Genomic DNA, 16553 nt, shown 5'->3' on the forward strand with positions numbered 1-16553 from the left:
CTCAGAGCTCTTTCTTGATTAGCCTGATGGCATCGCGAGACTGGCTCTCGGTCAGGGACCGCTCAGTCATCACGTCGATAATGTGTCGGTAGTTTTCCAGGTGCTTCTGCTCGTGCAGGAACGCGGGGCCGCCAACCGCATCGAGCTGAACGGTGTCCAGGCGGGGGACTGGGCCTCTCGCGTAGCAGATCCCCTGACCTGCACCCATGAAGCCGTTGGTGCTGAAGCTGATCACCCGGAGTGTCACATGGGGCAGTTCCGAGTACTCGAGCAGCTGGTCCAGCTGTCGCCTTGCGGCATCGCGGCCGCCGAAGAGCATGCGAAGAGCGGCTTCGTGGACCAACGCCGAGTACGGCTCGGCTCCGTCTCGCATCAAGACTGCCGCACGTTGCACTCGGTGTTCAACGCGCGCTTCAAGCAGGCGCGGTGAAAGCGGAGGGTAGACGTCTTTGAAGATCGCCCGCCCGTACTCCTCCGTCTGCATAACGCCGGGAACGTGCGAGACCTGGTACGAGCGAGAACCCTTGGAGAAGTACTCCATCTCCGCAATGTCGAGGAAGCCGACTGGCACGGAGCCGCGAAATTCCTCCCACCAGCCTCTGTGGCGCTCCTCGGCCATGGCGCCAAGCGCCTCGATGTAAGCGGCGTCGCTCTCCTGGAAGTCGCAGGCGAGCATCCTCACGCGCTCGGCGCTGATCGGGTACTGCGCCTTCTCGATCTGTGTGATCTTCGTGCGAGAGAACCCAAACAGCGCGGCAGCCTGGGCCGTTGTGCGTCCCGCGCAGTCGCGCATCTTCCGCAGCTCGATGCCGACTCGTTCCTGCCGGGCAGAAGGGGTGATTCCTGGTGGCATGCCCCAAGCATCCATCGCGATCCCGCGAGGGGTCCAGCAATCCATCGATCGAGTGAAGGATTGGGTAGAAGTGCCGGTACATGTGCCACACGTGCCCTACAGTCGGTGACGCACCGACCACCGATGCGGGCGTCAGTAACGCTGCCTCGCACCGCAGAGCACCCATGCCCGGACTGGCTCACGGTGACAGCTCGCTCGGTTCATCCTTCCATCCCCCCTGGGAGAAACTGTGCGTAACATCAACTCCCCCTCCCTCACCCTCTCCCGCGACGCCCTCCGCGACGGCATGGCCAGCGCCGGCTGGCCGCCCTCCCTCATCGCGGACGCCGAGCTCGCCATGGTCGAACTCATCGTCAACGCCTGGCGCCACGGCGAGACGACCTCCCCGGTCATCCTCATCGACCACCGCGTCGACACCCTCCGCGTCGCCGTCTCCGACCGCAGTCCACTCCTCCCGACCCTGGGCCCCCACGCCCTCCTCTCCGAGACCGGCCGGGGCCTCCAGCTCGTCGCCGGCCTCACCCACCGCTGGGGTGTCGACCCCCAGCATCTCGGCAAAACCGTCTGGTTTGAGCTGCGGCAGGACGGTGCCGCGTGAGCGCCCACCACCCGATCCACCCCGCCGACCCGGCCCTGCTCCACCTCACCTCGCGCCAGGTCACCGAACTCATCGTGGAACTCCGCACCGAGGGCCGTGAGTTCGGCCTCCTCTGGCCGTCCGCCATCCCCGGTGACATCAACCTCCACGGCCGCCGCCTGGTCGACATCGGCAATGTTCCGGCCAGCACTCTGATCAACCTCCTCGCGCTCATGCGCGAGTACAAGCGCAACCGCGACGTCCGCCACCGGCTGGAGTGACGACACCTTCCCGGGAACAGTCCCGCTCTGTGATCCTGTTCGCATGCTGCTCCCCGACGTCGCCTCGCAGACCGTCCTCATCGAAGTGGTCCGGATCGCGGATCCGAGGAGCGCCTACGGCTCGGACTCCGTCACCGGCGAGGTCCTCACCGTCTGGGATTCCGAGCACCTCCGGCAGGCCCTCGACCTGATGGGCGAGCTGCCGGAGGGCGAACTGCGCCGCTGTTTCGCGCCCGGGTACGGGATCCGGGCGCACGGCCCCGGCGGGCTCCTCTTCGAGGTCTCCTTCTGCTTCAGCTGCCACGGCGTCTGGCTCGCCGGCCCCGGGGTGCCGTTCGACCTCCACGGCATGCAGGCCTTCGACGCCGACAGCCCGCCCGCCCGCGAACTGCTCCACCGCTTCCGTACGTCCGCCGGAAATCCGGCGTGACACCTCGTCCCTGACCGGACCGACCTCACCCCGAGGAGCCGCCATGCCCGTACCGCAGCAGCCCGCCGACCCGTACGCGGCGATCGGCGTCGTGGGCCCCGCCCCCGAAGGGGTCACCCTGCCGTTGCCGCCGGTGTTCGACTCGGTGGACGAGGAGCGCCGGTACCGCAAGGAGCAACTCGCTGCGGGCTTCCGCCTGTTCGGGCGGTTCGGCTTCTCGGAGGGCGTCGCCGGGCACATCACCGTCCGCGACCCGGAGCACCCGGACCGGTTCTGGGTGAACCCGTTCGGTATGAGCTTCAGCCAGATCAAGGCCTCCGACCTGATCCTGGTCGACCACGAGGGCACCCTGCTGCACGGCACCCGCCCGGTGAACCGGGCCGCCTTCGCCATCCACTCCCAGGTGCACGCCGCCCGCCCCGACGCGGTCGCCGCCGCCCACTCGCACTCGCTCCACGGCAAGGCCTTCTCCAGCCTCGGCATCCCGCTCGCCCCGCTGACCCAGGACGCCTGCGCCTTCTTCGAGGACCACGGCCTGTACAGCGACTACCGGGGCGTCGTGACCGACACCGAGGAGGGCAAGAGGGTTGCCGCCGCGCTCGGCAGTCACAAGGCCGTCATCCTGCAGAACCACGGCCTGTTGACCGTCGGCCAGTCCGTGGCCGAGGCGGTCTGGTGGTTCGTCACCATGGAGCGCTCCTGCCAGGCGCAGCTGCTCGCGATGGCGGCCGGCACCCCCAAGCCGATCGACCGGGAGACCGCGCTGATCACCCGGGGCCAGGTCGGGACCCCGCTGGCCGGCTGGTTCCAGGCCCGCCCGCTGTGGGACCAGATCACCGCCTCGGACCCCGACCTCTTCGACTGACGGCCCCCGCCCTCCCCGTCCGCCCACCCCTCGGAGAAGCCCCCCGTGCCCGCCACCCCCGCCCAACGCAGGCTCCGGATCGCCGTGTTCGGCGCCGGCTCCATCGGCTGCCACCTCGGCGGCATGCTCGCCGCGACCGCCGACGTCACCCTGATCGGGCGGCCGGCGGCGATGGCGGCGATCGACGCGGCCGGGCTGACCCTCACCGGCCCGGGCGGGGCCCGCCGCGAGGTACGGGACCTGACCGCCGCCACCGACCCGGCGGCCGTGGCCGGCGCCGACCACATCCTGGTCACCGTGAAGTCCGCCGACACCGCGACCGCCGCCCGCGAACTCGCCCCGCACCTCGGCCCGGACACGGTGGTGGTGAGCTTCCAGAACGGCCTGCGCAACACCCGGGCGCTCGCGGCCGCGCTGCCCGCCCACCGGGTGCTGGCCGGCATGGTCCCGTACAACGTGGTGCGGACCGGGCCCGCCGCCGTTCACCAGGGCAGCGGCGGGTCGCTGATGCTGGCGGCGGGGGAGGGCGCCGCCGCCCTCGCCGGGGCGGCCCGGGCGAGCGGGCTCCGGCTGGACCTGCGGCCGGACATGCCGGCCGTCCAGGCGGCCAAGCTGCTGCTGAACCTCAACAACGCCGTCAACGCGCTCTCCGGGCTTCCGCTGCGCGAGCAGGTCGGGCAGCGGGCGTACCGGCGGTGCGTGGCGCGCTGCCAGCGGGAGGCGCTGGCGGCGTTCCGGGCCGCCGGGGTCACCCCGGCGCGGCTCGGCCCGGTGCCGCCGGGGCTGATGCCCTGGGTGCTCGGCCTGCCGGACGCCCTGTTCCAGCGGCTGGCCGGGGCGAGCCTGCGGATCGACGCCACCGCCCGCTCCTCGATGTGGGAGGACCTCCAGCGCGGCCGCCCCACCGAGATCGACTCGCTCCAAGGCGAGATCGTCGCCCTCGCCGAACGCCACGGCCTCACCGCCCCCGCCAACGCCCGCCTGATCACCCTCGTCCGCCGGGCCGAGGCCGCCGCCCCAGCCGCCACCCCCGCCTGGACCGGCCCCGCCCTCCTCGCCCAACTCCCCCCGGCCCGCTGACGGCTGGCGCCCGTCGACCTGGTTGGATCGCCGCATGACGGACTGGTCGCGCCTCCACCACGCCTACGGCTCCGCCGAGGACGTACCCGCCCTGCTGGACCGGATCGCGGCGGAGCCCAGCGCCGAGCTCTGGAACGACCTGTGGTCCGCCCTGTGCCACCAGGGCAGCGTCTACCCGGCCAGCTTCGCGGCACTGCCCTGGCTGGCGGGCACGGCCGGGCGCGGGGACCGGGACCAGGCGGTCAACGCGGTGGTGCTGGCGGGCGCGATCACGGCCGGCGCCGACCAGTCGCACGAGTCGGGCGACGTCCGCGCGGAGCACGCGGCGGAGATCGCCGGACTGCTGGAAGCCGCGAACCGGTACCTGCGGACGGCCACGGACCGCGGGGAGTACGTCCACCTCCTGGAAGCCGTCCTGGGCTTCGAGGGCGTCGCGGGGTGGAGCGAGGACCTGGCCTGGGGGCTCGGGAGCGAGGAGTACGAGGTCTCCTGCCCGGGCTGCGGGGCGGGCCTGTTCATCGTCTTCGGCGAACGCGGCCACTTCTCCACCGGCGAGGACTACGCGCTCACCGGCGGGGACATCGAGACCCGGCCCCTGCGGCCGGCCGACCCCGCGGACCTGGACGGCATCGGGCGGCGCCTCCACGACCTCGCGCTCGCCGACGGACAGCGCGAGGTCGCGCACGCGCTGACCCACGTGTTCGGCGGTGCGACCTGCCCCGACTGCGGGACCGACTTCCCGGTCGCCGACCGGATCCGGGCCGAGGGCTGAGCCGGCCGCCGGGCTGCGGCCGGCGGGCGGCGCTTGCGGGCGGGCGCCGCTTGCGGGCGGGCGCCGCTCAGTAGTCGAACCAGACCACCAGCCGGACGTTGTCGTCACCGTGCTGCGAGGCGAGGGCCTCCATGACCGTCCAGACCGGCTTCCACTCGCCGTCCTCGCGGACGGCGTCGCGGCGGTCCATCCGCTCGGAGCGGTAGACGACGTCGTCGACCACCCACTCGCTGCCCTCGGGCCAGGTCCGCACCTCGCCCGGCTCCGACCCCGGTCCCGGTGTCGGCACCGGTTCGGGAATGCCGAGGGTCTCGCCGAAGCGCCGGTTCCAGGCGCTCTTGCCGACGAGCGTGAGCCCGTCGGGGGTCCGCCGGTACTCGTGGAGCCGGCTGTCGGGTGCCTCCGCCGCCTCGGCCCAGTCCACGGCCCTCACCTCGGCCCAGGTGATCCAGGTGGTGCCGTAGAAGGTGGTCCCGTACGTGTCCACCGCCGCCCGCACGGTCTGCGAGGCGTCCGGCGGCAGTCCGCGATCGGCGGCCAGCGGACGGAAGTTGGCGTGGTTGCGGACCCCGAAGAGGCAGCCGAAGGCGTCGTAGTTCCTGGTGGTGTTGAGGAGGTCGAGGGCGACGGCGGCCTGCCAGGTCGGCTTCCCGTCCTCGTCGCGCGGGAACCATGCCCGGCACTCGATGAATCCGTTGATGTCCGTTCCCATGCCGGGCATTCTCCAGGCCGCCCCGCGCGAGAAGTCGGCCCCGCCGACTTCCCGTGCGCTCCCCTGACGGGCCGACGTCCCGTGCGGCGCCCGCGTCGGCTCAGTCGCGCGGCCAGGGGCGGCCGTCGAGCCGCTCGATGCCGGTGTTGAAGCGGCGCAGGAAGCCGGCGAAGGAGGCGATGTCCTCCTCCGGCCAGTCCGTCATCACGAGGTTCAGTGCCCGTACGTGCGCCTCGCGTTCCGCGTCCAGCCGGCGGCGGCCCTCCTCGGTGAGGCGGAACTTGCGGGCGATGCCGCCGTCCGGGTCCGGGATGCGTTCGAGCAGTCCCGCGCTCTTCAGGGCCGCCGTCTGCCGGTTGAGGGTGGAGACGTCCAGGGCGAAGGCGTCGCTCAGCTGGCCGATGGACATCGGCCCTTCGGCGTCGACCCGGCTGAGCAGGATGTAGGCGCTGCGTTCGAGCTGGCTGCCCTCGGGGCGGGCGTTGACCTGGCTGAGGTCGCGGTGCCGGGCGAACACCAGGAACTCGAGGGCGACCTCGTGCGTGGGGCTGGTCATGTCGAAGTCCCTTCATCACCGCTTCGACCTGCGGGTTCTCCGTGGATCACCCTTCAGTATGCCAGAGGCATGCGCGGCACACATGATGTGCATCGCGCACATCCTGTGTAAGCTGACCGTCTTGTGTTTCATGCACATCGTGTGTTTTGTGCATGTTTCCGCTCTCGAACGCTCTTCGAACGTTCTTCGACTGCTCTTCGACCGCCCGAGGAGGCCCGTCATCAACGGCCCCGCCCCCACCCCCCGCACCGGTCCGATCGTGGCGGTGCTCGCCTTCACCGGCACCGTCGCCGCGATCATGCAGACCCTGGTCACCCCGCTGATCAGCCAGCTCCCGCAACTCCTGCACACCAGCGCGTCCAACGCCTCCTGGGTCATCACCGCGACCCTGCTCTCCGCCGCCGTCTTCGTCCCGATCAGCGGCCGCCTCGGCGACCTCCTCGGCAAGCGGACGATGCTCATCGCCTCCTGCGTCCCGCTGCTGCTCGGCTCGGTGCTGTGCGCGGTGGCCGACTCCGTGGTGCCGATGATCGCCGGACGGGCGCTGCAGGGCATGGGCATGGGCCTGGTGCCGATCGGCATCAGCCTGCTGCGCGACGTGCTACCGCCCGAGCGGCTCGGCTCGGCGATCGCCCTGGTCAGCGCCTCCATGGGGATCGGCGGCGGCCTCGGCCTGCCGATCGCGGCCGGCGTCGCCGACTACGCCAGCTGGCGCGTGCTGTTCTGGGGCACCGCCGTGCTGGCCGTCGTCATCATCGGCCTGCTCTGGGTCATCATCCCGGCCCCGGCCGCTTCCGCTTCCTCGGGCGGCCGCCCCGCCGCCGGGGGGCGCTTCGACTACGTCGGCGCGATCGGCCTCAGCGTCGGCCTGGTCTGCCTGCTGCTGCCCGTCTCCAAGGGCGGCGACTGGGGCTGGGGCAGCACCCGGACCCTCGGCCTGTTCACCGCCTCCGCCGCGATCCTGCTGCTCTGGGCCCGCTGGGAGCTGCGTGTTACCGAGCCGCTGGTGGACCTGCGGGTCACCGCGCGCCCCCGGGTGCTGCTGACCAACGCCGCCTCCGTCCTGGTCGGCTTCGGCATGTACGCCCAGGCGCTGATCGTGCCGCAGCTGCTCCAGCTGCCGGAGGCCACCGGCTACGGGCTCGGGCAGTCGATGCTGGCGATGGGCCTGTGGATGGCGCCCGGCGGGCTGATGATGATGGTCGTCTCCCCGTTCGGCGGCAAGCTGTCGGCCGCGCGCGGACCGAAGTTCACCCTGGTCGCCGGGGCGCTGACGATCGCCGTCGGGTACGGGCTGGCGCTGCCCCTGATGGGCTCCACCTGGGGCGTGCTGATCGTGACGATCGTCTGCAACAGCGGCGTGGGCCTGGCCTACGGTGCGATGCCCGCGCTGATCATGAGCGCGGTGCCGCTGACCGCGACGGCCTCGGCGAACAGCTTCAACACCCTGATGCGCTCGCTGGGCACCTCGGTGTCCGCCGCCGTGATGGGCGTGGTGCTGTCGCAGATGACCGTCACCCTGGGCGGCCACACCCTGCCCTCGGAGGGCGGCTTCCGGGTCGGCCTGGTGATCGGCTGCGCCGTCGCGCTGATCGCGGCCGCCGTCGCCGCCGTCATCCCCGCGCCGCCCGCGTCCCGGCTGCGCTCCGTCCCCGTGCCGGCGGGGGCCGGCGCCGAGGAGGCGGACCAGGCCAAGGCCTGAGCTCCGCCGGTCCTCGAAGCCCCGCCCCGGGCGCGCCGTGCTCGCGCGCCCGGGGCGGTCCGTCTTTCCCGGTCCGCCGTTCCGCCGGAGCCCGGGCCACTCGGACGGGTCAGGAGCTGTCGCTGTGGAGCGGGATGTTGCCAAGCATGGGGACGTACGGGCCCCTCGGCCGCCGAACACCGACCAGGAGAGGGATCCCTCGGTGCGTGAACTCCACAGTCCCCCCAGCCACCGCCGACCGGGCCGGAGGTGGACGCCGCAGCGGACGGTCGCGCTGATCGTGGCGGCCTCCGGCGTCGCCGTGCTCGCGGCCTGCAGCAGCAGCTCCTCGGGCACGGCGGCCGGTTCGGCGACGGCCACCCCGCCCAACGCGGGCGCCTTCTCCGGCGAGCCGCCCTCCGCCGTCGCCTCCGCCGCCGAGTCGCTGCTGGCCTCGGCGTCCGCGGCCATCGCCGCGGCCTCGGAGGCCTCCGCGGCGTCCGTCGCCTCCAAGGCCGCGGCGGCCTCCGCCTTCGAGGCCTCCGTCTCGGCGCAGCAGGTGACGACCAGGGAGAAGGCCGCCTCGGTGCTCAGCGGGGAGCCGGACGGCGGCAACGCGGTGAACGACGTCGCGATCACCGGCATCAACCGGCAGAACACCGGCGGCCTGCACGCCGTGGTCGTCACGATCCGCAACCGGGGGCTCGAAGCGGCCTCCTACGCCGTCCAGGTCGACTTCACCGACACCAGCGGCAAGACCGTGGACAGCGCCGTCGTCGGCGCCGAGAACGTCCCGGCGAACGGCACGGCCGAGCCCGTCGCCTTCAGCAGGCAGCCGGCCGACCGGACGCTGCTGCCGGTGGTGGTCAAGGCCGTCCGGTACTGACGCCCGCCCTAGCGGAAGTCCGCCGCGTGGTCCCGCACCCAGCTGCGGACATCGCGCGGCGGACGCCCGAGCACCTCCCGCACGGTGCCGGTCACCCGCTCCGGCTCCCGGGTGAACGACTCCCAGGCGCGCAGCCGGGCCGCCACGAACGCGGCGTTCCCCCAGGCCGCCGTCAGCTCCTCGCGGGCCGTCTCCGGCGGCAGCTCCTCCCACCGCACCGCGACGCCCAGCTCCTCGCCGATGATCCCGGCCGGCTCGGCGTGCGAGAGCGACTCCGGGCCGGTGAGCACGTACGCGGCGCCGCCGTGCCCGTCCTCGGTGAGCGCCCGCACCGCGACGTCCGCGATGTCCCGCTCGTGCACCGGTGATCGCCGCGCCCGCCCGTACGGCCAGCGGACCACGCCCTCCCGCACCTGGTCGGCCCAGGCCGGCAGGTTGCCCGCGAAGTCGATCGCCCGGACGAAGGTCCACTCCAGGCCCGAGCGCCGGATCAGCCGCTCGATCTCCTGGTGGAAGACGACGGCCGGCTCGTCGTCGGCGAGGTCCGCCACGTCCGTCGACAGGTAGACGACCCGCCGGGTGTGCCGGGCGATCAGCTCCACCACCCGGGGCCGCACGGGCAGCCCGGGCCACATCAGGTAGACCGCCTCCACCCCGCCGGCCAGCGCCGGCTCCAGGCTCTCGGGCCGGGTCAGGTCGCCCTCGACGGCCTCGACGCCCGCCGGGAGCCGGGACGCCGCCTCGTCGCGCACCAACGCCCGCACCTCGTGGCCGCCTTCGACCAGCGAGGCCACAACGTGCCTGCCCACACTGCCGGTTGCGCCGATCGCCAGAACCTTGGTCATGCCCGCCCCCGACACCGGTGCGCCCGGGGCTATGCCCGGGCGGCTACCAGCCCGACTCCACCGGCCCGACTCCACCGGCCCGACTCCACCGGCCCGGTTCGCGGGCGCGTCCCGGGTTACGTCACGCCGCCGGGGGGTTACGTGACGCCGTCCGCGCGTTCCCGCTGCCGGGTGCGGTAGGCGCGGGAGCGGCAGCGGGGCGAGCAGTAGCGGGGCGGGCGGCCGCCGGGGCGCGGGCCGGCGGAGGAGGGGGCGGTGGCCGTCAGCGGGCCGCCGCAGGCGGGGCAGGCCGGGGCCGGTTCGGGCTCCTCGTCGGGGGCCGGGGCGTCCGGGACCGGGTGCGAGGTCAGGCCCAGCCGTTCGGCGACCACGCCGGCCTGGAAGCGGCTGTGCGCGCCGAGGCCGTCCAGCAGGTCCGAGACGTGGCGGCGGCAGGTGCGCAGGGAGATGCCGAGGCGGCGGGCGATGGACTCGTCCTTGAGGCCCTTCGCGAGCAGCACCAGGATGCTCTGCTTCATCGTCTTGGTGACGTCGTGCGCGGCCTGCGGGCCGCTGGCGAACGGGGCCGCGTTCTCCCAGTCCCGTTCGAAGACCGTCAGCAGGTAGGAGAGCAGGTCGGGCTCGCGGATGATCAGGGCGCCGCCGGAGCTGGCGGGCAGCAGGGCCAGCGAGCCGTCCACGATGATCAGTTGCGGCAGCACCTCCGGCAGCGTCCGGATCTCGGCGCCGGCCTCGATGAGCTGCTCGGCGTGCACCCGGGTGGGCTGGTCGAAGCGGGTCGCGTGCTGGTAGAGGCTGCGCATCCGGACGCCCCGGTCGAGCAGCGCCAGGTCGCGCGGCAGCGCCTCGCGCAGGGCGGCGGGGGAGAACGAACCGCCGTGCTTGGAGACCAGCACCTCGCTGCGGCAGGAGTCGATCACGTCGGCGAGCAGCGAGCGCACCGCGAACTTGTCCGGCAGGCGGTCGATGGTGCCCTGGGGGAAGGCGTGCTGACGGGCCTGGAGGTAGACGGGCACCAGCGCCGCGAGGCCGTCGCGCTGCTGCTGGACGATCCGCCGCTGCTCGCGCAGGGCCTCCTCCCGGGCGCGCAGGGCGGTGTCGCGGGCGGAGAGCAGCTGGGCGGTCGCGGCCTGGGGGCTGACGGGCTGCCAGGCGACCGGGGGCGCGTCCGTACGGGTCCCGTCCGTGCGGCGGTCGTCGGGGAACAGTTCCTGGAGGAGGCAGGCCCCGGTGAGCTGCCGGACGGCCGCCTCGCACTCCGGCAGGGTCAGGTCGGTCTCCGACGCCGCCTGGGCGAGGGTCGCCGGGGTGAGGCGCTCGTGCACCACCGTCCACCGGTAGAGCGTGACGGCCGCGCTGTCGAGCGCGGGCACGTCGGCGGTCGGGTCGGGGCCGGTCGGGTCGGGGCCGGTCACGGGGTGCATCGCATGCCTCCTAAAGCTGCCAGGCAGGCTCATGATCCCCTGCGGGGGATGCCGTGGCCATCCGCCGCCTGGCAGGGTGACGAGCACGGACCGGGCGATGCGGCAGGAACTGCGGAAACGCCCGGAACGTGTGGAACCGTCCCCGAAGTGATGGGAGTTGTCGTCATGCGAGGAATCGTGACGCGGACACTGGCCGTGGTCGCGCTGGGTGCCGCCGCCTGGTTGGGCGGGGTGGCCCCGGCCGGCGCCTCCGTGTTCGACGGCGCGACGCTGACGGAACCCGGCGGCGTGCACGACGGCCACCACTGCGTCCAGACGACGGCCTGGGGCGACGCCTGGTGCCCGGGCAAGCCGCTGAGCTGACGCGTCGTCGCGGGCGACTCCCGTCCCCTCCTCATCGAAAGGGAAGTCCTGTCATGCACATGGCTCTGAAGCGTTCCGTCCGTACCGCGCCCACCGCCACCGGCCGGGCCGGCTCCGCGTCCTCCGCCTCCTCCGCCGGGGCCTCCGCCGGGTCCGCGAGCTGATCCGCCCGGTGACGTGACGTAGCGCGCCCTGCACGGGAAGTCGGCGGAGTCGACTTCCCGTGCAGGGCGCGTTGCCGTACCCGCGGGTGCGAGGGGCTCAACCGCCGACGCGCACCACGTACTTGCCGGTCGCCCGGCCCTCCTGCATGGCGTCGTGGGCGGCCGGGACGGCGTCGAGGCCGGGCAGTTCGGTGACCGGCAGGTCCAGGCCGCCGTCGGCGAGGAGGCCGAGGACCCGGCGGACGGCGCGGGCCAGCCGCTCGGGGGCGGTGGCGGCCAGGCCGCGGTGGCTGAAGCCGGTGACGGTCAGGTTGCCCGCCATCAGGTGGCCGAGCGGGGGCAGGTCGGCGACGGCGCCGCCGCCCGCGTTGCCGAACAGCACGATCCGCGCGCCGGGCGCCGCCACGGCGAGGTCGAGGTCGAGGGCGGCGGTGCCCAGCGGGTCGAGCACCAGGTCGACGCCCCGGCCGCCGGTGGCGGCGCGGATCGCCTCGGCCGGTCCGCCGCCGCTGCCGCTTTCGCCGCTACCGCTTCCGTCGGCGCCAGGTCCGTCGGCGCCCGGTCCGTCGGCCGCGCCGCGGGCGAAGACGTGGTCGTAGCCGGAGGCGAGCGCCGCCGCGGCCTTCTCCGGCCGGCCGACCGTGCCGATCAGCCGGCCGCCGCCGAGCAGCGGGACGAGCCGGGCAACGGCGTTGCCGATCCCGCCGCCCGCCGAGTGGACCAGGACGGTGTCCCCGGCGGTGAAGCGGCCCGCGTCGGTCAGCAGCAGCACCGAGGTGGCCAGGCCCAGCGGGACGGCGGCGGCTTCGCGCAGCGCCACCCCGTCCGGGAGCGGCACGGTGAGCGCGGCCTCCGCGACCACCACCTCGGCCAGCCCGGCGCCGACCGGCGCGGCGACCACCCGGTCGCCCACCGCCAGGCCGGTGACCCCGGCGCCGAGCTCGCGGACCGTACCGGACACCTCCTTGCCGGGCCGGTACGGCCACTCGGCGGCGTACGCGGCGTCGCCGCGGCGGGTCATCACGTCCACGAAGTTCAGTCCGGCGTGGGCGACGTCGACCGCCACCTGGCCCGGTCCGGGGTGCGGCACCGGGATCTCCCGGACCTCCGAGTTCTCCGCTCCACCGGGTGCGGTCATCACCAGCGCACGCATGTCGGGCCCCCTCGACTACGATGTTCGACGAACGACGAAATTGGCGCGGGACAGTGGTACCACGCCATTTCCATGGATGTCGAACATCGCAGATCAGGGAGGTCGACCCATGCCCCGCAGCACCCGCCGACGACCGGCGCTCGCCCACCCCGCGGCCGAGGAGATCGACCTCTTCGACGTCCTGCACGCGCTCTCCGACCCCACCCGGATGACCATCGTCCGCGTTCTGCGCACCGAGCCCGAACGGGCCTGCGGCACCTTCCCGGTGGACGTCGCGCCCTCCACCCTGAGCCACCACTTCAAGGTGCTCCGCGAGTCCGGCCTGATCGTCCAGCGCGAGGAGGCCAACCGGCGCTTCTCCGCCCTGCGTACCGTCGACCTGGAGCAGCGCTTCCCCGGGCTGCTCGACACCGTCCTCGCCGCCCACGCCGCCGCCGTCGCCCACGCCGGTACGGCGGGTTAGGCGACACCGGGGCGCTCAACGCCGGTGCCAGACCGCCCAGTTCTGCCGGGCGTCGAAGCGCTCGACGTACCAGTCGGCGGGGTGGCCCGGCCAGTACGCCTCCGGCGGTTTCCCCTCCCCGGGCAGCGGGAGGACCATCACGTTCGCCTCCGCCGGGACGGGCTGCCAGCGGGGGTCGCGGGACCAGACCCGCCCCCGGTAGACCTCGAAGGTCTGGGCGGCGCGCAGCGACCAGTCGACGTCCCAGGCGAACACCACGTTGTCGTCCGCCGTGATCCCGGCGGCGCGGGTGAAGCCGGTCGCCAGGCCCTCGCGGCCCTCCGCGTGCGGCCGGGCGACCTGTGCGGTGATCGTCGTGGTGGCGAAGGCGGCGAACAGCGCCAGCGAGACGCCGAGCGCCCCGAGCACCCGGCGGCCCCCGGCGTGGCGGACCAGGACCGCCGCACCGAGCAGGACCAGCACGGCGGCGCAGGTGCGGGGCAGGTCGATCCGGCCCCAGTCCGCGGCCAGGAAGGAGACGTCGGGCAGGGTCCAGGGGATGAACATCGACGTGTGCAGCCGCTCGCCGGCCGCCAGCGCCACGACCCCGGCGAGCAGCAGGACGAGCCCGGCCGCGACCGCCGCCGTCCGGACCAGCGCGCGGCGACCGTACCGCGCGAGCACCGCGACGCCCGCGACGAAGGCCGACGGGACGAGGTAGGAGGTGTACCGGGCGTACACCCAGTCGTCGACCCGGCCGTCCAGCGGCAGGGCGGCGGCGGAGGCCACGGCCGTGCCGAACAGCAGGGCCACCAGCACGCCGCCGGTGGTCCGCAGGGCGGGCGGCCGGCGGCGGTCGAACACCGCGCACAGGCAGGCGACGACGGCGAGCCCGCCGACACCCCAGGTGGAGACGGTGAAGTACCAGATCTGACCGGCCGCCCGGGCGAGGGTCTGCACGGCGGCGCCCGGATCGGTCAGACCCTTCCAGAGCGAGCCGCCGACGTCGCTGTCCGGGACGGTGAACCGCGCGTGCAGCCAGGCCGACAGCAGCTCGGCGCCGAGCACACCGAGGCCGAGCGCCGCGAGCCCGGCCGCCGTGGCGCGCCACGGCGCCCGGCGCAGCAGCAGGACGCCGAGCAGGACGGCGGCGGTCAGCGCCACCACCACGCCGCCGCGGTCGTGCACCGCCATCGCGTAGCCGGCCGACGCCCCCGCCCCGACGGCGTGCCAGGTGCGGCGCCGCGGCGGGCCGTCGGCGAGCCAGCCGTGCAGGCAGAGCAGCCAGGCGAGCACCAGGACGGGCAGGACGGCGTCGGTCAGCGCGAACTGCGAGTAGAAGACCACCGGCGGCAGCAGCGCGGTCGCGGCGGCGAAGGCGTACGAGAGGCGGCGGTCCAGGCCGAGGCGGCGCAGCGCGACGTGGGCGAGCGGGAAGACCAGGGCGTTGACGGCGGCGTTGACGCCCATGACCAGGTGGTAGGCGGTCGTCGGGTCGTCGGCCAGGCGCAGCGCGGGGGAGATCAGCAGGGGGTAGCCGCCGGGGATGACCACGCCGACCGGGATCTCGGTCGGCGAGCCGCCGGCCAGCACCCGGGCCTCGGCGAGGTAGGAGTCCTCGTCGGGGTGGACGGACGGGAAGTCCATGGACCGGACGAGGACGAGACGGAACAGCAGCTCGGCCAGGTAGCCGACGAGCAGCACGACGGCGGGCCGGGTGGCGGCGGTCCGGACGACGGCGGCGCGGACGGTGGCGGCCGTGGCACGCACGGCGGTTCGGGCGGTGCTTCGGGCGGTGCTTCGACCGGTGGCGAGCGGAGTCGGGTCGGGCCGGGTCGGGTTCGGCCGGGTCGTGGTGCGGGGTGGCATGGGCGCGCCCCCTTCTGTCGACTGTCGGACGACTGTATATGTCGTTGGACTGCATATGTAGTCCGACTGGTTCCACGGAAGGGGGCGGGCGCCTACGGGCCGGGCCGGGTCATTTCGCCGGCGGGGTCGGGTACAGGCTCGCCAGCGGGTTGACGTACTCCTTGGCCGGCATGCAGGAAGGGCCCGGGGACTTCATCAGTCCGGCCTGCATCTCGCGGGAGCTGTTGGCCGGCGAAGTCCTGGCCAGCGGCAGGTAGATGAAGATCTCCGTGCCCGCCGGGAGCCGACGGGGGTGGACGGTCAGCACGAGCGGCTCCCCGGGCCCGTGCTCGATGTCCCACCCGGCGCTGAGGTCCACGTGGGAGGGCTGCTTCGGCTCGCGCGCCTTGCAGCCCGGCTCGCCGGGGTAGACCCGGGCGCGGATCCCGAACCGGTCGATGTCGCGCTGCAACTGGTCCACGTCCACCGGCTTGTAGTCCTCGAGGATGGTCAGCCGGACCACCTCCTCCTCGCTCTCCAGGGTGTACGCGACACCGCTGCTGCTGCCCAGCGACCGTCCGCTGTCGTCGCCGCCGGGGGCGGAGCCGTCGGTGCCGGTGGTGAGCAGGACCCCGGTCAGCGCGGCGGCCAGTCCCAGCGGGAGGGCGGCGCCCAGGAGCAGGCCGCGCCGACGGGTGGTGCGCCGGGGGGCGGTGCGCCGGGGGGTGTCGGGGGTGCCGTCCGGGTCGGTGATGCTGTCCAACAGGTGCTCCTTGAGCAGGAGGTGGCGGCTCCGGGGGAGGACCGGAGCGGCCGGGGCCGGCAGCAGCCGGGCCAGCTCCTCCCGATCGGCCTGTTCGGACCGGTGCCGGGGGGTGGCGCTCATCGGATCGTCTCCTTGGTCGGCCGGACCGCGGGGGTGCGGTCACCTGGTACCTGTCCGGTGCTGCCCGGGCGTTGCGCGGTCTCCGCCGCCCGGTGGCCCGCCCGCTGCCCCGGCGGCGTGCCCGGCTGCTCCGCCGGCGGCGCGCCCCGCTGCTCCGCCCGCGCCGAACGCGCCGCGGCCAGCTCCCGCTCGGTCAGCTCCCGCAGCCGGGCGCGGGCACGCGAGAGCCGGGAGCGGACCGTACCCACCGGGCGGCCGAGCGCCTCGGCGACGGCCGCGTGGTCCAGCCCCTCCCACACGTACAGCGCGAAGACCTCCCGCTCGGCCGGCCGCAGCCGCTCCAACGCGGCCTTCGCGGCGGCCAGTTCCTCGGCGTCGGCGATCCGGCCCGCCAGCTCGCCGGAGAAGTCCGGCACCACCTCGCGCGGCGGCAGCTTGGCCATCGCCTTCTGGTGCCGGCGCGCCGCCCTGCGGGTGTTGCGGATGACGTTCCCGGCGATGCCCAGCAGCCACGGCGCCAGGCTCTCCGCGCCGTCCTCCCGCTCGGGGGCGATCCGGGCGCGCAGCCGCCAGGCCTCCAGGAAGGTCAGCGAGACCACGTCCTCGGCGACGGTCCGGTCCCCGGTCATCCGTACGGCGTGCCGGTACACCGCCCGGGCGTGATCCTCGAAGACCTGCCCGAACGCCTCGGCGTCCCCGGCGCGGATCCGCGCCCGTATCGATTGCTCCACACCC

Annotated in this window: 19 protein-coding genes; 10 read left to right on the top strand and 9 right to left on the bottom strand. The window is 73.9% G+C overall.

Annotated elements, in window-relative coordinates:
• Nucleotide 1: 1 nt before the first annotated feature.
• A complete protein-coding gene (locus ACLWS4_RS20475; RefSeq protein ID WP_416874837.1) occupies nt 2-853 on the bottom strand; it encodes a helix-turn-helix domain-containing protein in 852 nt (283 codons plus the stop codon).
• A gap of 229 nt (nt 854-1082) precedes the next feature.
• Between ACLWS4_RS20475 and ACLWS4_RS20480 the strand changes: the two genes are divergently transcribed.
• Genes ACLWS4_RS20480 through ACLWS4_RS20505 form a run of 6 tightly spaced genes read left to right on the top strand, consistent with a single transcriptional unit; the run spans nt 1083 to nt 4858 of the window.
• Nucleotides 1083-1451: an ATP-binding protein gene (locus ACLWS4_RS20480; protein ID WP_416874838.1), complete on the top strand. Its 369-nt coding sequence runs from the start codon at nt 1083-1085 to the stop codon at nt 1449-1451.
• Nucleotides 1448-1711, top strand: coding sequence for a hypothetical protein (locus tag ACLWS4_RS20485; RefSeq protein ID WP_074005068.1), 264 nt, complete (start codon nt 1448-1450; stop codon nt 1709-1711). The genes ACLWS4_RS20480 and ACLWS4_RS20485 overlap by 4 nt, the downstream gene beginning before the upstream one ends.
• A 43-nt stretch (nt 1712-1754) precedes the next feature.
• Nucleotides 1755-2141: a hypothetical protein gene (locus ACLWS4_RS20490; RefSeq protein ID WP_416874839.1), complete on the top strand. Its 387-nt coding sequence runs from the start codon at nt 1755-1757 to the stop codon at nt 2139-2141.
• Nucleotides 2142-2184: 43 nt separating this feature from the next.
• On the top strand, nt 2185-3006 hold the full coding sequence (locus ACLWS4_RS20495) for a class II aldolase/adducin family protein (RefSeq protein ID WP_416874840.1): 822 nt from the start codon (nt 2185-2187) through the stop codon (nt 3004-3006).
• 45 nt (nt 3007-3051) lie between these two features.
• The gene (locus ACLWS4_RS20500; protein WP_416874841.1) at nt 3052-4086 is read left to right on the top strand and encodes a 2-dehydropantoate 2-reductase; all 1035 of its coding nucleotides are present in this window, start codon (nt 3052-3054) and stop codon (nt 4084-4086) included.
• A gap of 34 nt (nt 4087-4120) precedes the next feature.
• The gene (locus ACLWS4_RS20505) at nt 4121-4858 is read left to right on the top strand and encodes a hypothetical protein (RefSeq protein WP_416874842.1); all 738 of its coding nucleotides are present in this window, start codon (nt 4121-4123) and stop codon (nt 4856-4858) included.
• Nucleotides 4859-4925: 67 nt separating this feature from the next.
• Here ACLWS4_RS20505 and ACLWS4_RS20510 read toward each other — a convergent pair whose 3' ends face one another.
• Both ACLWS4_RS20510 and ACLWS4_RS20515 read right to left on the bottom strand, forming a co-directional pair.
• A complete protein-coding gene (locus tag ACLWS4_RS20510) occupies nt 4926-5570 on the bottom strand; it encodes a hypothetical protein (RefSeq protein ID WP_416874843.1) in 645 nt (214 codons plus the stop codon).
• Between the two features lie 100 nt (nt 5571-5670).
• A complete protein-coding gene (locus ACLWS4_RS20515; protein ID WP_049650286.1) occupies nt 5671-6126 on the bottom strand; it encodes a MarR family winged helix-turn-helix transcriptional regulator in 456 nt (151 codons plus the stop codon).
• A 220-nt stretch (nt 6127-6346) separates the two neighbouring features.
• On the opposite strand from ACLWS4_RS20515, the gene ACLWS4_RS20520 reads away from it, so the two are divergent.
• Entirely contained in the window at nt 6347-7828 is a 1482-nt protein-coding gene (locus tag ACLWS4_RS20520) for an MFS transporter (protein WP_416874868.1), read from the top strand.
• A gap of 202 nt (nt 7829-8030) precedes the next feature.
• A complete protein-coding gene (locus ACLWS4_RS20525) occupies nt 8031-8693 on the top strand; it encodes a hypothetical protein (protein ID WP_416874844.1) in 663 nt (220 codons plus the stop codon).
• Between the two features lie 8 nt (nt 8694-8701).
• Here the strand turns inward: ACLWS4_RS20525 and ACLWS4_RS20530 are convergent, their stop codons facing one another.
• Both ACLWS4_RS20530 and ACLWS4_RS20535 read right to left on the bottom strand, forming a co-directional pair.
• A complete protein-coding gene (locus tag ACLWS4_RS20530; protein ID WP_416874845.1) occupies nt 8702-9538 on the bottom strand; it encodes an NAD(P)H-binding protein in 837 nt (278 codons plus the stop codon).
• A 137-nt stretch (nt 9539-9675) separates the two neighbouring features.
• Complete coding sequence (locus ACLWS4_RS20535) at nt 9676-10962, bottom strand: helix-turn-helix transcriptional regulator (RefSeq protein ID WP_416874846.1); 1287 nt, start codon at nt 10960-10962, stop codon at nt 9676-9678.
• Between the two features lie 165 nt (nt 10963-11127).
• Between ACLWS4_RS20535 and ACLWS4_RS20540 the strand changes: the two genes are divergently transcribed.
• Nucleotides 11128-11325: a hypothetical protein gene (locus ACLWS4_RS20540; protein ID WP_143204680.1), complete on the top strand. Its 198-nt coding sequence runs from the start codon at nt 11128-11130 to the stop codon at nt 11323-11325.
• Between the two features lie 261 nt (nt 11326-11586).
• Here ACLWS4_RS20540 and ACLWS4_RS20545 read toward each other — a convergent pair whose 3' ends face one another.
• The gene (locus ACLWS4_RS20545; RefSeq protein WP_416874847.1) at nt 11587-12642 is read right to left on the bottom strand and encodes a quinone oxidoreductase family protein; all 1056 of its coding nucleotides are present in this window, start codon (nt 12640-12642) and stop codon (nt 11587-11589) included.
• Between the two features lie 109 nt (nt 12643-12751).
• Between ACLWS4_RS20545 and ACLWS4_RS20550 the strand changes: the two genes are divergently transcribed.
• The gene (locus tag ACLWS4_RS20550) at nt 12752-13105 is read left to right on the top strand and encodes an ArsR/SmtB family transcription factor (RefSeq protein ID WP_387968119.1); all 354 of its coding nucleotides are present in this window, start codon (nt 12752-12754) and stop codon (nt 13103-13105) included.
• Between the two features lie 15 nt (nt 13106-13120).
• Here ACLWS4_RS20550 and ACLWS4_RS20555 read toward each other — a convergent pair whose 3' ends face one another.
• The 3 genes from ACLWS4_RS20555 to ACLWS4_RS20565 form a co-directional block, all read right to left on the bottom strand.
• Nucleotides 13121-14854: a hypothetical protein gene (locus tag ACLWS4_RS20555; RefSeq protein ID WP_416874848.1), complete on the bottom strand. Its 1734-nt coding sequence runs from the start codon at nt 14852-14854 to the stop codon at nt 13121-13123.
• 208 nt (nt 14855-15062) lie between these two features.
• Nucleotides 15063-15818 (bottom strand): hypothetical protein, encoded by a 756-nt coding sequence (locus ACLWS4_RS20560; RefSeq protein WP_416874849.1) that lies wholly within the window; start codon nt 15816-15818, stop codon nt 15063-15065.
• Nucleotides 15815-16549 (bottom strand): RNA polymerase sigma factor, encoded by a 735-nt coding sequence (locus ACLWS4_RS20565; protein ID WP_416874850.1) that lies wholly within the window; start codon nt 16547-16549, stop codon nt 15815-15817. The genes ACLWS4_RS20560 and ACLWS4_RS20565 overlap by 4 nt, the downstream gene beginning before the upstream one ends.
• Nucleotides 16550-16553 lie beyond the last annotated feature (4 nt).

Origin of the sequence: Kitasatospora sp. SC0581, from assembly GCF_048159585.1 — a bacterium.
GTDB lineage: Bacteria > Actinomycetota > Actinomycetes > Streptomycetales > Streptomycetaceae > Kitasatospora.

Coding starts and splice junctions, on each gene's coding strand:
- ACLWS4_RS20475 (WP_416874837.1), bottom strand. CDS start 853: ATGCCACCAGGAATCACCCCTTCTGCCCGGCAGGAACGAGTCGGCATC.
- ACLWS4_RS20490 (WP_416874839.1), top strand. CDS start 1,755: ATGCTGCTCCCCGACGTCGCCTCGCAGACCGTCCTCATCGAAGTGGTC.
- ACLWS4_RS20495 (WP_416874840.1), top strand. CDS start 2,185: ATGCCCGTACCGCAGCAGCCCGCCGACCCGTACGCGGCGATCGGCGTC.
- ACLWS4_RS20505 (WP_416874842.1), top strand. CDS start 4,121: ATGACGGACTGGTCGCGCCTCCACCACGCCTACGGCTCCGCCGAGGAC.
- ACLWS4_RS20510 (WP_416874843.1), bottom strand. CDS start 5,570: ATGGGAACGGACATCAACGGATTCATCGAGTGCCGGGCATGGTTCCCG.
- ACLWS4_RS20515 (WP_049650286.1), bottom strand. CDS start 6,126: ATGACCAGCCCCACGCACGAGGTCGCCCTCGAGTTCCTGGTGTTCGCC.
- ACLWS4_RS20530 (WP_416874845.1), bottom strand. CDS start 9,538: ATGACCAAGGTTCTGGCGATCGGCGCAACCGGCAGTGTGGGCAGGCAC.
- ACLWS4_RS20535 (WP_416874846.1), bottom strand. CDS start 10,962: ATGCACCCCGTGACCGGCCCCGACCCGACCGGCCCCGACCCGACCGCC.
- ACLWS4_RS20540 (WP_143204680.1), top strand. CDS start 11,128: ATGCGAGGAATCGTGACGCGGACACTGGCCGTGGTCGCGCTGGGTGCC.
- ACLWS4_RS20545 (WP_416874847.1), bottom strand. CDS start 12,642: ATGCGTGCGCTGGTGATGACCGCACCCGGTGGAGCGGAGAACTCGGAG.
- ACLWS4_RS20550 (WP_387968119.1), top strand. CDS start 12,752: ATGCCCCGCAGCACCCGCCGACGACCGGCGCTCGCCCACCCCGCGGCC.
- ACLWS4_RS20560 (WP_416874849.1), bottom strand. CDS start 15,818: ATGAGCGCCACCCCCCGGCACCGGTCCGAACAGGCCGATCGGGAGGAG.